We start from the raw sequence: 13,622 nt of genomic DNA on the forward strand, positions 1-13,622 counted from the left end.
CATTAGAATTAATAGTTTTTCTGTAATTCATTCACAAATGCATTCTTACTAAAAACAGTTCCTCCTTCAAGGAGCGAATCAACGACGTTTACGTAGACTTGATCTTCTTTAAACGCTTTAATATTTTGGATAATCGGATTTTCTTTCAAATGTTCGAAGGCTTGTTCATTCTCTTGCGTTCCAGTTTGTTGTACTTGCATGAAAATATGATCTGGATTCATTTCTGCAAGTTGTTCAACTGATAGTTCCTCTTGTGCTTTAGCTTTCTTAATCGTCTCAGGAATCTCCAATCCTAGTTCTTCATACAAAACAGGATTGAAAAAGACATCTTCTGGATAGACGAACATTTTGCCCCCGCGAACACGCATAGCCACAACTGTTTGGTCTTTGAAATCCTCAGCTAAAGAAGGCTTTATTGTTTTGACACTTTCCTTATAGTCACTTAATAGCGTTTGAGCTTTTTCCTCTTTTCCACTCAACTCCCCCATCAACATGAGATTGTCTTCCCAACTGGAGGAAATATGTGAAACTAAGATAGTCGGTGCAATTTGCTCTAACTTACTTACTACTTCTTCAGAAAATTTAGTTGACCCTAAAATAACATCTGGCTTTAATTGGACGATTTTTTCGAAATTGGGCTGCTGTTTTTCTCCAATTGACTCAGCTTGGCCCATTGCCGTTTTAAACATTTCCGGGAACTCACCAGCAATCGTTATGGCTCCAACAGGTTCTACTTCTAAAGCTGTTGCGTCTTCCATCGCTTCCATTGCACCCGTAATTACAAGACGCTCCACTTTACTGGGAACCGTATAAATTTCTCCTAAATATGTAATAGCACGCGTCTCCGATTCACTAGTATTCGCCTCACTTGTTGCTGTTTTTGCTTCCTTTGTTGTATCTGCCTCAACTTTCTCTTGGGTGCTACAAGCAGCTAACGCGAACAATGCTACTAGTGATAAGATAAATAGTTGTACTTTGGTTTTCATTATGCAAATTCTCCTTTTTCCTATTTTTGATGTAAGACCTTCATAATTATCATTAATATTGTGAAATTCATCCTCAACCCATTTGCTTTCTATAACCAGTTGGTGAAAAACCCGTCTCTTTTTTAAAGACTCTACTGAAATAAAAATGGTCTTTATAGCCCGTATTCTCAGCAACTTCAGCTATTGGCAAATCAGAGGTACGCAATAATAATTTTGCTTGTTGAATTCTCAAATCTGTTAAATAACTTGTGGGACTCACCCCTATTTGTTTGAAAAATAAGGACGACAGCTTTCTTCTCTCTGTATTGAAATGATTTGCAATATCCAATACGCTGATCCCCTGCTCATAAAACTGATGCATATATTCGATGATGGCACTCATATCGTCGATCCTGTCTGAGCGTTTTTTTCACTTATTATGATGAGCTCTTCTAAGATCTTCAAAAACAACACTTTAGACTGTAAATAGGACAAAGCCCCTGGAATCAAAAAGTTTTGCTGAAGTTGTTGAACTTTCTTAGCTAGTTTTATACTTTCACTCGTCTGGAGCAGGAAATGTTTATAAAAAAGTGGGAATTGGTCTGATTTGTCGCATAAAAGTTTGAAGTGAATTACTGCATACTCAAAAGGACGATCGCTTGTTATTTGGCTTTCTATCGCTAAACCGGGTCCTACATGCAAGATTTTCCCTCTCTCCAACATATACTCTACATTTTCAATCGCAAAAACAGCTGATCCTTCTATAGGAAATAGCAGTCCCCCTGCTCCGACATTCGAAGTAAAGGATCGAATTGAATCTTTCTCCGTCATTTTTTGAGTAACAATATCTAAAAATGTGAGCGGAGCAGTTCCATATAGTGCTACCAAATGTTCAGAATTTATCATCTAACCCCTTCTTATTAGAAAGGACGAATTCATATAGGATGTAAGTTATTGATCTCGTCCCTTTTCAATTTTTTATACTATTACTCTATCTTCTAAACGAATGTTATTATCATTGTAATGTTAATTCCTCCCACTCACTTGATACTGATAATCATTATCAATTAATATGATAACAAATTTCGAATTAATGTAAATGGAATAACAAGAAGAGTTTTTGTATTATTTAATCCATCGTATGTAAAAAGTCCATTTATTTTAATAAACATAAAAAAACAAAAGCCATCCGTAAAGTCAGGTGAAAATGACTCGGATGGCTCCTTATTTTCTTATTAAAAATCAGTAGATTAAAAAATATCTTATACACTATGAATGCAGACAACAAGAATACGATTAGCAGTATTTCGGCTTAATATTTCTCTTCTGGCTCCCCAATTTTCCTGTTAGTTAATCAAATGAAGCACCTCCCTGTATTTCAACTGCTAACTTACAGGCGATATTCACAGAAAACTGCCTTATAATTGACATGAATACTTACTAATAGTAAGGTTGAATATAAACTTACTATTAGTAAGTTTATTAACAGGGTATAGTATGTTTAATACCTATAACCGAACATAATGGGAGGACTTATTAATGACTCAAGCAGCACAACAAGAAATTTACTTAGCAAAACGTCCAACTGGTTTGCCTACTATGGAAGACTTTAATTTTGTAGAGCGTCCTATTCCTACACTTAAAGATAAAGAAATACTGATCCGAACTTTATATGTATCGGTAGATCCATACATGCGGGGACGGATGCAAGATGCAAAATCGTATATCCCGCCTTTTAAGCTCGGTGAGGTGATTGTTGGCGGTGTGGTAGGTGAAGTGTCGAAGTCGAATTCAGATGCTTTCCAACCAGGTGATGTTGTTGTAGGCAATCTAAACTGGGCGGAGTACACTGCAGCAATGGAGAAAGATATACGAAAAATAGATCCATCCATTGCCCCAATCACTACACATTTGGGAATCCTTGGCATGCCTGGCCTTACAGCGTATTTTGGATTATTAGATATCGGAAAGCCGCAAAAAGGTGAAACCGTTGTTGTGTCAGGTGCTGCAGGAGCAGTTGGTTCCATCGTTGGTCAAATCGCCAAAATGAAAGGAGCCAAAGTAGTGGGGATCGCAGGTTCGGATGAGAAGGTTGATTATCTGAAAAGTGAACTTGGTTTCGACGAGGCAGTGAATTATAAAAATGACAGTTTTCAACAAGACTTGGAAAATGCTGCTTCCGATGGCGTAGATATTTATTTTGATAATGTAGGCGGCGAAGTAACAGACGTGGTATTTCGTTTGTTGAATAAACATGCGCGTATCCCTTTATGCGGAGCGATTTCGTCTTATAATAAAGAAGGTCAGGACGTCGGCCCTCGCCTTCAATCAGCTATGATCAAAACAAGTGCATTAATGAAAGGGTTCACTGTCGGGGATTATTCAGCAGACTTTGGAACTGCTGCTGCTGATTTAGGTAAATGGCTTGCGGAAGGAAAATTGAAATATAACGAAACGATCGTTGAGGGTTTTAAAAATATCCCAAATGCGTTCTTAGGTCTTTTCGAAGGAACAAACCTTGGGAAACAACTTGTAAAAGTTGCAGATCCTGAAATAACAAAGCTTTAATACTATATGGTTAACGAATACCCTGTATGGAGTTTTCTCCAAGCAGGGTATTCAGACTGCTTTTAACGTATTTTTCATGCATTACATTGGTGGTCCAATAGTTCTTTAAGAACGATTGCCTGGTTATGTTTTTCATCCTTCGACCCAAATACAAGCGTCAATTGTTCATCATGCTCCTTGCTCCAGTTGATCAATTTGTTCAATTCTTCTGTTTGGACTTTATTATTTTTCAACTCTTCTTTGTATTTCCTTTTGAATTCATCAAACTTTTCAGGATCATGGCCAAACCACTCACGAAGTTCTTTGCTCGGTCCCACTTCTTTTAACCAGTCATCCAGCTTAGCATCCTCTTTGCTGACTCCCCGCGGCCATAGACGATCTACCAAAACCCGTATCCCATCCGCTTTTTCAGCCTTATCATATACTCGTTTTATCTGAACAGACATATTTTCTCCTCCCATTTTCCAATTTCCATGGTGGTCCGGAAATGCAACATCTGAGTATGAAGAAAACCTTGAACTCAAACACTCCCACTGGAAGCAGCTGCCTGATCAGCTTTAGCACAATCAATAGCTATGACAAGACCAACGAGTAGGATTTCCATTTCTTCCTTCATAATTTCTATTTGATAGCTATCCCCCCACGTGAACCATTCCTTATCTACAGCACCAATAACTTCCCCATTTTGCAAAACCTCAAAATTCATATCCCACCAGTTTCCCCGCACTTCAAGTCCTGCCGCATCAATAGTATATTTTGCTTTCAAGAATGTGAATTGCTTCTTGATCGTTACCATTTCTCGATTCTCAGTCTCAACAAAAAAAGTCGGCATGAAACTGAATGTTTTTTTCGTAATCAGTGCTACCTCATTCATTTCAGAATTTTTGATTGAATAAGTCTTAGGGACCTTCATAAAACTGCCTTCTACATAATAGACATCTTTCTCGGTCTGATCCTTTACTGTAAACTTGCCGCTCATACTGAACACCTTTTGTTTAATGTATAGTTGTTTCATTTAACTCTCCCTCCTATTTAAATGCACCTTCACATACGCAAATTTTTCAAAAAAAGTTTCATTTGAATCTATGCACGAACAATAAAATACCCTATAGAAAGCCCGGTTGAGGCTTCCTATAGGGTATGAATTTTATTTTCAGATCAACCAAATACACTAGTACTGTGTAATGGCTGCAGCTTAGCTTTCGGATCGATAAAAGCTTTCGCGTGGCTGATAGCAACTGGTGCTTCACCCATACCGACAGCAATCAATTTCACTTTGCCGTCATACGTTGTAACATCTCCGGCTGCATAGATACCTTCAATATTTGTTTCCATTCGAGAGTTGACTACGATCGAGTTGCGCTCCATCTCCAAGCCCCACTCCTTCAATGGCCCAAGTGAAGAAATATTACCATAGTTGACGACCACATGATCCACTTCGAATTCTTTCGTGTCGCCGCCTTTTTCTGTTAAGGTCAACTTCTCGATTTTATCGCCATCACCATGAATTTCACTTACCGTATGGGATGTCAAAACATTCACCGTTGAATTGCGCAGCTGATTAACACTTGTTTCATGCGCCGTAAATCGCTCTCTTCGGTGAACGAGCGTGACTTGGCTTGCGATATTTTCCAGCATCAACGCCCAGTCAAGTGCAGAGTCTCCTCCCCCACATACAAGGATGTTCTGGTCCTTGAACATGGAAAGGTCCTTAATGCCGTAGTGCAATGTTTTGCCTTCAAAAAGAGCTTCTTCCTTCAAACCGATTTTACGCGGTTGGAATGCACCGATTCCGGCAGTTAATAAAATCGTACGTGTCAGATGCTGTCCTTTATCTGTAGTCAGAACAAAATGATCGTCTTTTTTCTCTACAGACAATGCAGCCTCACCTAATAAAACTTCCGGATTCGCATGATGCGCTTGTGTGACTAAGTTCGCCACTAAATCCTTTGCCAAGATTTTAGGGAAGCCGCCGACGTCGTAAATATATTTATCAGGATATAGCTCGATCAATTGTCCGCCCAGCTGCGGCAGGCTATCGATAATTTTCACAGACATTTCACGCATACCTGCATAGAACGATGAAAACAATCCAGTCGGTCCTCCGCCGATAATCGTAATATCTACTATTTCTTGATTCATGAAAAACACTCCTATAAACAATTCTTTAGTATAATACTCTTGAGATCTACAACACGTATTCCTACTATATTATCTACTATTTCTTAAAGAGTTACATCTATTTTGTTTTACATTTCAGGAAAATGAGCCAGGCAATACTGTTCTGCTGCTGCTTGTTCTTCTTCGTCCCATTCTACGTCAAATGGAATTTCGGTAGCCAGTTCATAAAATTGATATGTTAACATTTTGCGTTGATCGTCTTTTACAGAATATAGAATACGCAGTCCCGTGCCATTCTCATTGTATAGCTCATCTTCTTCATCCAATTTGACCGTCAAAAGGAACTCAAACCTCTGTCCTTCTATAATGCCTGTCGGATCCACCAATTCTTCTACCTTGCCGTTTACTATGTTCATACAACTTCTCCTTCTTCCCGCTCTTTAAAGTATCGCCAACCACTTGGGGCATTTCAGCGCTGTTCACTTTAGTGCTTCCTCTATCCTACATCATTTTACATGTAGGGGGCAATTTAAGACCATGAATTCTGATAAAAAGTTTGCTTTTCATGAATAGTTGCTCGAAAATGAATGGATAGACTGCGTTAAGACGAATTAGGAGGAATTATATGCTTACCTTTGAAGATTATAAGTATACCCGACCAGACATGAATGAACTTTCGAAGCAATTCCATGCACTTCTTGAAAATTTTCAACAAGCCTCTTCATTCGAAGATCAATCCGCCATTATTGAGCAGATTAATACGATCACAAGGAACTATAGTACACAGGAAAACATCATGTATATTCGCTCTTCCATCGATACGAACGACTCTTTTTATCAGCAAGAGCGAGATGTTTTTGATGAAATCGGACCTCAATTCCAAGCGTTGCAGAGCGAGTATTATAAAGCATTGCTCACTACACCATTCCGTGGAGATCTCGAGGCTAAATGGGGACCCCAATTGTTCGCTTTAGCAGAAAATGCAATCCGCTCATACTCCGATGAGGTACAGCCTTTCTTGCAACAAGAAAATAAACTGATCTCTGAGTACGCGAAGCTTGTCGCTTCAGCGCAAATAGAATTTCAAGGCGAGACGTTAACTCTCGCTCAGCTCGGACCTTATAAAGAGTCGCTCGACCGTTCGATAAGAAAAGACGCTATGCAGGCGTCAGCCGATTTCTTCGCTGCACATGCGGATCAATTCGATGACCTTTTCGATCAGCTCGTTGCAGTGCGTCATAAAATAGCAACGACGCTTGGTTACAAGAATTTCACAGAGCTTGGTTACGTCCGGATGGATCGGATAGGCTACGATGCAAAGATGGTAGAAGGTTTCAGAAAGCAAATTAGAGAGGCAATTGTTCCCTTAGCTGCAGAAATTCGTCATGGGCAAGCAAATCGAATCCATGTACCTAAATTAAAGTTCTATGATGAACCGTTACACTTTCCTGAAGGCAATCCGCAGCCAAGCGGATCGCCGGAGTGGATTATTGAAAATGGGCAAAAGATGTATCAAGAACTTTCTCGCGAGACAGGACGCTTTTTTGATTATATGAAACGAAAAAATCTGCTGGATCTTGTGGCGAAGAAAGGAAAAGAGGCCGGCGGCTATTGTACCTTCATCGATAACTACGACTCTCCTTTTATCTTTTCCAACTTCAATGGTACTTCCGGTGATATCGACGTCTTAACTCATGAAGCAGGCCATGCATTCCAAGTTTATTCCAGTCGAAATATTGGAATCCCCGAATATATTTGGCCCACGAGTGAAGGCGCTGAGATACATTCGATGAGTATGGAGTTTTTCACTTGGTTTTGGATGGATCTTTTCTTTGAAAAGGACGCCGACCTCTATCGTTATACCCATTTACTTGAAGGTGTCTTATTTTTACCATACGGAGTAGCTGTGGATGAATTTCAGCACCGGATCTATGATCAGCCTGATCTGACGCCTGGTGAACGAAAATCCGTGTGGAAAGAGTTAGAAAATATCTATTTACCGACTCGTGACTATGATGGACATCCGTATTTAGAACAAGGAGGCTTCTGGCAGCGACAAGGTCATATTTATGAAGTGCCGTTTTATTATATCGATTATACGCTTGCTCAAATCTGCGCATTTCAATTCTGGCAACGTTCCATCGAAGATTTCGATTCTGCGTGGAAAGATTATGTACATCTTTGCCAACTTGGTGGTTCAAAATCCTTTTTGGAGCTCATCAAAGAAGCACACTTGCAGTCTCCATTTGAAGAAGACACCGTACAATCTATTGCCGATTCAATCAGAAATTGGTTAGCTGTAAACGATCTTAATTGATTCCAATCAAACCGGTCATCCCACTTTGAGATGACCGGTTTTGATTATTCTGCGGAATTATATAGCGAATACTGATCCTTTCCTTTTTTCTTTGATTGGTATAAAGCGAGGTCCGCTTTATGATAGAGGGTATGCATGGTATCTTTCTCATCAGCGATTGCAATCCCAATACTGATTGACAAGGGTATTTCTTCTTTTTGCAAGTAACTAAAGGATTGACGCATTGTCTTTAACATATTTTCCGCTCGCTCCCTCACTTGCTCTTCTGTTAGCCGAGAAAACAGTACGACAAATTCGTCGCCGCCAATCCGAGCTGCCAAGTGATCTTTCCCACTTTCTTTTCCAATAATTTCTGCAGCTTGAATTAGAATCTTGTCTCCTTCTCCGTGGCCAAGTGAATCATTCACCAATTTAAAGTTATCCAAATCGATAATCATAAATTGCAAAGGTCCCTTTTTTTGGCGTAACCATTCTACAGCCGTATCTTCGAACGCTGCGCGATTCTTTAATCCAGTCAACACATCATGGAAGGCTAAATATACTGGTCTTGAAATCATTCGAGCTAGTACAATCGAGAGAATAATGGTAATGATTGTAATCGCGATAATTTGAAAGATAAATTGATTTCTGTATGATGCGAGTACACTGGCGAAAGGGACGTCATAGTATGCTATTTCCACTACACGGTTAGTTGAAAGTCCTTTCGCTTTCTCTGCTTTATAGGGTATGTAACGATAAGTTAACGTCTGCCCATTTTCCTCGACAGTTAGTTCTCTTTTCTCGAACTTCTTAAAAGCTTCTTTGAAGACTTCTTCACGAGATGCAGCCACCCTTACATCCCTATCCGTTCTCCTGTCACCTAACAGTAAACCGAAAGATGTGTAGACGTTGATCGATTTAATTTGCTCATTTTCCTGCTCCAACCGCTCCGTGGTATCATTGAAATTAAATTCTTGGAATTCCAGTTTATCCTCTAAGTAATATGCCAGCTCAATTAAGAATTTTCCATCGGGAGTCGGCATATAGCTAAATTTCTTGAATTCGCCTGTTTTTTGTTGAATATCCAGAGCATCATGAGAAAAAACTCCAAGCTTACGCCGTTCTGTCAATAACGTACTAAAGTTTTTGCAGCATTCATTAAAGTTGAGACCGATATCTTCTATGTAACTGCTCTCAATCACTTCATTTGAAGAATTAATAATAAAAATATCCATTCCACTTTCTTTTTCCATTGCCTCAAGATCCCACGTTGAAAAATCCGAATTTTCTTCATACAGATCCAGCAGTTTAAGTGAATACGCTTCCATATTCGCAGCACGATCCACGTCTAGTATGTTATAGACTTTATCAATAGTGGAAAGACTTGTGATAATTTCATCTTCCGCCTTCTGAATTTTCGTCTCCAGATTTGCTTGCACATTCTTTTTCAGCTTCTGATAATCGGCCACAACGATAATGAGTGAAAGAAACAGCATGAATGAAAAGAGGATGACTGTTAATTTCCCGCGAAAATTCTTATCCAATCCATCACCTCTCATCCTCAACAATAGTTATAAACTTCTATAAATATTATATCATTAAAATAGTCCATTGGGACCTTATTTTGGTTTTTTTCAGTCTTTTGTCACAATACATGCATTACTTTACAAAAAAAAGAGCAAAGAGCCTAATTAGACTCCTTGCATTCTAAGTATGTTCACATTAAGCCTTTTGCCTTGCCATCTTCATCTATATCCATTTTCAGCGCAGCTGGCTGTTTTGGAAGACCAGGCATTGTCATGATGTCACCTGTTAAACAAACGAGGAATCCAGCACCAAGCTTCGGCAAAATACTGCGTATTGTGATCATGAAATCAGTAGGCCGACCAAGTTTTTTGGGATCATCCGAAAAGGAATACTGTGTCTTCGCCATGCAGACAGGCAGTAAATCCCAGCCGTTTTTCTGAATTTCAGCCAAATCTTTTAGTGCTTGGTCGGTAAATAAAACACCTAATCCTCCATATACTTTCTGGACGATTGCGGTCACCTTCTCTTCGACCGATTGTTCCACATCATAAATCGGGGCAAATTCATTTGGCTCATCTAATGCTTTGAGAACTTCTTTCGCTAATTCCTCTCCACCAGCCCCGCCGTCTTGCCAGACATTAGTTAAAGCTATCTTTACGGCATTTGTCTTGCACCATTGTTGAACTTTTTGAAGTTCGCTTTCAGAATCTCCAATGAAATGATTCAACGCAACAACTGGCTGAACACCGAATGCACGAATCGTTTCCACATGCTTCTCTAAGTTGACTAAACCTAGCTCAACCGCAGAACTATTTTCCGATTTCAATTCCTGCTTGGCTACGCCGCCTTGCATTTTTAACGCACGGATTGTCGTCACCAAGACTACTGCATCCGGCTGAAAATTCCCTTTCCGCGCTTTGATATCCATGAACTTCTCCGCACCTAAGTCCGAACCGAACCCTGCTTCCGTCACCACAAAGTCTGCAAGATTACGGGCAGTGTTTGTCGCGATTAATGAATTACAACCGTGTGCAATATTTGCAAAAGGGCCTCCATGAATCAATGCTGGCGTACCTTCTATCGTTTGGACAAGATTGGGTTTAAATGCATCTTTCAATAATAAAGTAAGTGCGCCTTCTACCCCTAAGTCCCTTACTGTTATAGCTTCTTTTTCATACGTGTAGCCAATGACAATCTGTGCCAATCTCTCCTTGAGATCTGACAAATCTGTCGCCAAACAGAACACAGCCATAATTTCAGAAGCAACCGTAATATCAAACCCTTCTTCCCGTGGTACTCCTTGAGCGGGTCCGCCGAGTCCAATAGTTATATGGCGAAGAGCCCGGTCATTCATATCCATAACACGTTTCCATGTTATACGACGCGGATCAATATTTAACAAATTTCCTTGATGCAGATGATTATCAATCATCGCACTCAGTGCATTATTCACAGTTGTGATTGCATGAAGATCTCCCGTAAAATGAAGGTTGATGTCTTCCATCGGCACTACTTGTGAGAAGCCGCCACCAGTGGCACCTCCTTTGACACCCATTACAGGACCTAATGAAGGTTCACGTAAAGCAACCATCGTTTTCTTACCTAAGCGGGAAAGCGCATCACCAAGACCAACCGTCACTGTCGATTTCCCTTCTCCTGCCGGCGTAGGACTCGTGGCTGTGACTAAGACCACCTTTGCTTGATTTGTTTCTTTTGGTATTAAATCCACATTGATTTTCGCTTTGAACTTCCCATATAACTCAAGAGCATCTATAGGTATTCCTGCTTTTTCCGCTATTTTTTCAATTGGCTGCATTTTTGCTTTTGAAGCAATTTCTAAATCCGTCAGCGTTTTCACCTGTTCCGCCACTGCCCCCACTGCCTTTCTATTTCTCGGATAGTCTCATTGCATAATTTGTAAAACGATTTTACCGAATTGTACACTGTCGTCTAGCTTGGCAAATGCATCATTTGTTTCTGCGAGCGGAAGAACTGAATCAATAACTGGATGAATTTGATGCGCTTCAATAAATGATAACATCTTACGTAATTCCTCACGACTGCCCATCGTCGTTCCAAGCAATGTGTACTGACCATAAAAGAACTCCCGCAAATTAAGATCGACTGTATCCTCTGTCGTAGCTCCGAATACAACGATCCGGCCGCCTTGTTTCAAGACATCAAGGGAACGATTAAATGTCGCTCTTCCCACACTTTCTATTACTAAATCCACACATTCATCTTGCAGTTCAGCTTGCCAGTCACTATTTGTATTAATCGCCAGATCTGCACCTATTTCAGTTGCCTGACGTCTTTTCTCTTCGCTTCGAGAAGAGACAATTACACGCGCTCCAAGCTTCTTAGCGAACTGAATTAAAAATGTTGCGACGCCGCTACCCGCGCCAGGAATAAATACGGTCTGTCCCTTTTGTATTTGTCCTTTCGTCACCAGTGCGCGGTAACCTGTCAAGCCGGCAAGTGCGATAACAGCAGACTCCTCCCAAGTTAAATAAGAAGGTTTCTTTTCTAACTGGTCTGCTGGAAGACAAATTTTTTCAGCAAATGTACCGTGATCCGGCATACCTAGAATATCGAACTCCTTTGAAGGCGCATCACTTTTTTCAAACCAACGAAGCGATGGGTTGATGATTACTTTATCGCCGACACTCCAATTTGTTACACCTTCACCTATTGACTCAATGATACCCGCCCCATCAGAACCTAGCACTAGAGGTTCTTTGGCATCTCCCCGCCGAATTGGAATTTTCGTGTCGCGGCGGTTCAGACCAGCAGTTTTCAATGCGACTACCACTTCTCCTTTACTTGCCATAGGTTCTGCGATATTAGTAAACTGCAATTTGCCATTCTCATGTACAAAAGCTTTCATTCAACTCATCCTTCCCACATTTATATACGCTTCTATCATAACGTATTATTAAATGTTTTCATATACTTCACTCTATTCCATATTTCAGACACAAAAAAACACAATGAACAATCGAGTCATTGTGTTAGATGTTACGTCTTTTATATTTAGCTAATTCTAATAGTTCAAGTACATCTTTTTTAGGCAGTCTGATAACCAGTTCCATTAATTCTTTTTCGGCTAAGCGTCGGCCTTTCCCACTGCGGTATCGTTCTTTATTAGTTGAATCGATTTCCGCATACATCTCATCGCTTTCGGATGGCCATTTTCCAGAGGATTCTGCATTCATTGTTTCGCGAAGTCGATCATACAGCGATTCGACGGTGTTTCCTGTCGTTTTTATATAAGGAGTAAAGGTTACTTCACCCATGATCAATTCATCTGTAGACACCGAAAAACGTTCTGAAATTTTGGCAATCCAGGCAGCGGATGGGGCATTTTTCCCGCGCTCCCAATCTTTTATTCGACTAGCAGATGTTCCGATTGCGGCACCAAATGCCATCATCGAAAGCCCTCGTCGCTCTCTAAGTGCTTTCAAACGCAATCCAAAGTCATCTTTACTCCATTCGTTCAACGAAATACCCCCCATTTGAGCTCTACTCATTTATTTTATTGATAAAAAGGTCTTTTTGTCAATTGATTTTATATGAAATTCATATAAGGCTCGAAAGAATCGTATCATCTGAACCGCGATATATCAAATACATAGCAGTAGAGCTCAATAGCCATTTCTTTGACGTGCATAATTTTCTTCATTTTTGTCAATATAAGCTTGAATGATCTGCTGTTCTGTAAAGCCCAATGTTTTGGCCAATGCCCCATACCGCATCCAAACATCTTTGTAATTGTCAAACGTCAAGTCATCCAAAAACTTGTAGATGGACTGTCCTGTTTGTAAAAATAATTGAGTTAGATCCCGTTCTAGTTCATCACTCGTAGGCCATTCATCCAAGTCGTCAAACCCTTTTTCAATTCCTAACGAAAGAAGGAAGTGAATAGAGTCCACGTACTCTTCAAGAACGACTTCATCCGCGGAAGGACCTTTCGTGCTCCAAAATTTAAAACATCTCGTTTCATTCGCTAACTCCGACAATTCCACCAATAACGCCAATCCTCTTTCATTGAATGTTTCGGCTTGTTGGTGGTTTGCTTGTATGTATGCATCCAATGCTTTCTGCATTTCGAATAATTGGTGTAATTTCATTTCAAAATCCCCCCG

Annotated in this window: 14 protein-coding genes; 2 read left to right on the plus strand and 12 right to left on the minus strand. The window is 40.1% G+C overall.

Going from position 1 to position 13,622, the window contains the following annotated elements; all coding sequences use genetic code 11:
- Positions 1 to 8: 8 nt before the first annotated feature.
- The 3 genes from MKY93_RS10595 to MKY93_RS10605 form a co-directional block, all read right to left on the minus strand.
- Entirely contained in the window at positions 9 to 986 is a 978-nt protein-coding gene (locus MKY93_RS10595; protein WP_340759036.1) for an ABC transporter substrate-binding protein, read from the minus strand.
- 73 nt (positions 987 to 1,059) lie between these two features.
- Complete coding sequence (locus tag MKY93_RS10600; RefSeq protein ID WP_340759037.1) at positions 1,060 to 1,368, minus strand: AraC family transcriptional regulator; 309 nt, start codon at positions 1,366 to 1,368, stop codon at positions 1,060 to 1,062.
- Entirely contained in the window at positions 1,365 to 1,871 is a 507-nt protein-coding gene (locus MKY93_RS10605) for a hypothetical protein (RefSeq protein WP_340759038.1), read from the minus strand. The genes MKY93_RS10600 and MKY93_RS10605 overlap by 4 nt, the downstream gene beginning before the upstream one ends.
- A gap of 633 nt (positions 1,872 to 2,504) precedes the next feature.
- Between MKY93_RS10605 and MKY93_RS10610 the strand changes: the two genes are divergently transcribed.
- Positions 2,505 to 3,533: an NADP-dependent oxidoreductase gene (locus MKY93_RS10610; RefSeq protein WP_340759039.1), complete on the plus strand. Its 1,029-nt coding sequence runs from the start codon at positions 2,505 to 2,507 to the stop codon at positions 3,531 to 3,533.
- 74 nt (positions 3,534 to 3,607) lie between these two features.
- On the opposite strand, the gene MKY93_RS10615 is transcribed toward MKY93_RS10610, so the two are convergent.
- The 4 genes from MKY93_RS10615 to MKY93_RS10630 all read right to left on the minus strand — a co-directional run bounded on the left by MKY93_RS10615 (position 3,608) and on the right by MKY93_RS10630 (position 6,070).
- The gene (locus MKY93_RS10615) at positions 3,608 to 3,979 is read right to left on the minus strand and encodes a DUF488 domain-containing protein (protein WP_340759040.1); all 372 of its coding nucleotides are present in this window, start codon (positions 3,977 to 3,979) and stop codon (positions 3,608 to 3,610) included.
- A gap of 74 nt (positions 3,980 to 4,053) precedes the next feature.
- A complete protein-coding gene (locus MKY93_RS10620; RefSeq protein ID WP_340759041.1) occupies positions 4,054 to 4,548 on the minus strand; it encodes an LURP-one-related/scramblase family protein in 495 nt (164 codons plus the stop codon).
- Positions 4,549 to 4,691: 143 nt separating this feature from the next.
- Positions 4,692 to 5,675: an NAD(P)/FAD-dependent oxidoreductase gene (locus MKY93_RS10625; RefSeq protein WP_340759042.1), complete on the minus strand. Its 984-nt coding sequence runs from the start codon at positions 5,673 to 5,675 to the stop codon at positions 4,692 to 4,694.
- 107 nt (positions 5,676 to 5,782) lie between these two features.
- The gene (locus MKY93_RS10630) at positions 5,783 to 6,070 is read right to left on the minus strand and encodes a DUF6509 family protein (RefSeq protein ID WP_009497635.1); all 288 of its coding nucleotides are present in this window, start codon (positions 6,068 to 6,070) and stop codon (positions 5,783 to 5,785) included.
- A gap of 209 nt (positions 6,071 to 6,279) precedes the next feature.
- On the opposite strand from MKY93_RS10630, the gene MKY93_RS10635 reads away from it, so the two are divergent.
- Positions 6,280 to 7,971, plus strand: coding sequence for a M3 family oligoendopeptidase (locus tag MKY93_RS10635; RefSeq protein ID WP_340759043.1), 1,692 nt, complete (start codon positions 6,280 to 6,282; stop codon positions 7,969 to 7,971).
- 44 nt (positions 7,972 to 8,015) lie between these two features.
- Here the strand turns inward: MKY93_RS10635 and MKY93_RS10640 are convergent, their stop codons facing one another.
- From MKY93_RS10640 to MKY93_RS10660, 5 genes are all read right to left on the minus strand, one after another.
- Positions 8,016 to 9,494, minus strand: a complete 1,479-nt coding sequence (locus MKY93_RS10640; RefSeq protein WP_176132483.1) for a GGDEF domain-containing protein — start codon at positions 9,492 to 9,494, stop codon at positions 8,016 to 8,018.
- Between the two features lie 173 nt (positions 9,495 to 9,667).
- A complete protein-coding gene (locus MKY93_RS10645) occupies positions 9,668 to 11,356 on the minus strand; it encodes a formate--tetrahydrofolate ligase (protein ID WP_445683488.1) in 1,689 nt (562 codons plus the stop codon).
- A 24-nt stretch (positions 11,357 to 11,380) separates the two neighbouring features.
- The gene (locus MKY93_RS10650) at positions 11,381 to 12,364 is read right to left on the minus strand and encodes a zinc-binding dehydrogenase (protein ID WP_340759044.1); all 984 of its coding nucleotides are present in this window, start codon (positions 12,362 to 12,364) and stop codon (positions 11,381 to 11,383) included.
- 124 nt (positions 12,365 to 12,488) lie between these two features.
- Positions 12,489 to 13,007: a helix-turn-helix domain-containing protein gene (locus tag MKY93_RS10655; RefSeq protein ID WP_009497640.1), complete on the minus strand. Its 519-nt coding sequence runs from the start codon at positions 13,005 to 13,007 to the stop codon at positions 12,489 to 12,491.
- Between the two features lie 114 nt (positions 13,008 to 13,121).
- Positions 13,122 to 13,607 (minus strand): dUTP diphosphatase, encoded by a 486-nt coding sequence (locus MKY93_RS10660; RefSeq protein WP_040759253.1) that lies wholly within the window; start codon positions 13,605 to 13,607, stop codon positions 13,122 to 13,124.
- Positions 13,608 to 13,622: the final 15 nt, after the last annotated feature.

The organism is Sporosarcina sp. FSL W7-1283 (genome assembly GCF_038003105.1).
In the GTDB taxonomy this organism is placed as follows: domain Bacteria; phylum Bacillota; class Bacilli; order Bacillales_A; family Planococcaceae; genus Sporosarcina; species Sporosarcina newyorkensis.

Coding starts and splice junctions, on each gene's coding strand:
- MKY93_RS10595 (WP_340759036.1), bottom strand. CDS start 986: ATGAAAACCAAAGTACAACTATTTATCTTATCACTAGTAGCATTGTTC.
- MKY93_RS10600 (WP_340759037.1), bottom strand. CDS start 1,368: ATGAGTGCCATCATCGAATATATGCATCAGTTTTATGAGCAGGGGATC.
- MKY93_RS10605 (WP_340759038.1), bottom strand. CDS start 1,871: ATGATAAATTCTGAACATTTGGTAGCACTATATGGAACTGCTCCGCTC.
- MKY93_RS10610 (WP_340759039.1), top strand. CDS start 2,505: ATGACTCAAGCAGCACAACAAGAAATTTACTTAGCAAAACGTCCAACT.
- MKY93_RS10615 (WP_340759040.1), bottom strand. CDS start 3,979: ATGTCTGTTCAGATAAAACGAGTATATGATAAGGCTGAAAAAGCGGAT.
- MKY93_RS10620 (WP_340759041.1), bottom strand. CDS start 4,548: ATGAAACAACTATACATTAAACAAAAGGTGTTCAGTATGAGCGGCAAG.
- MKY93_RS10625 (WP_340759042.1), bottom strand. CDS start 5,675: ATGAATCAAGAAATAGTAGATATTACGATTATCGGCGGAGGACCGACT.
- MKY93_RS10630 (WP_009497635.1), bottom strand. CDS start 6,070: ATGAACATAGTAAACGGCAAGGTAGAAGAATTGGTGGATCCGACAGGC.
- MKY93_RS10635 (WP_340759043.1), top strand. CDS start 6,280: ATGCTTACCTTTGAAGATTATAAGTATACCCGACCAGACATGAATGAA.
- MKY93_RS10650 (WP_340759044.1), bottom strand. CDS start 12,364: ATGAAAGCTTTTGTACATGAGAATGGCAAATTGCAGTTTACTAATATC.
- MKY93_RS10655 (WP_009497640.1), bottom strand. CDS start 13,007: ATGAGTAGAGCTCAAATGGGGGGTATTTCGTTGAACGAATGGAGTAAA.
- MKY93_RS10660 (WP_040759253.1), bottom strand. CDS start 13,607: ATGAAATTACACCAATTATTCGAAATGCAGAAAGCATTGGATGCATAC.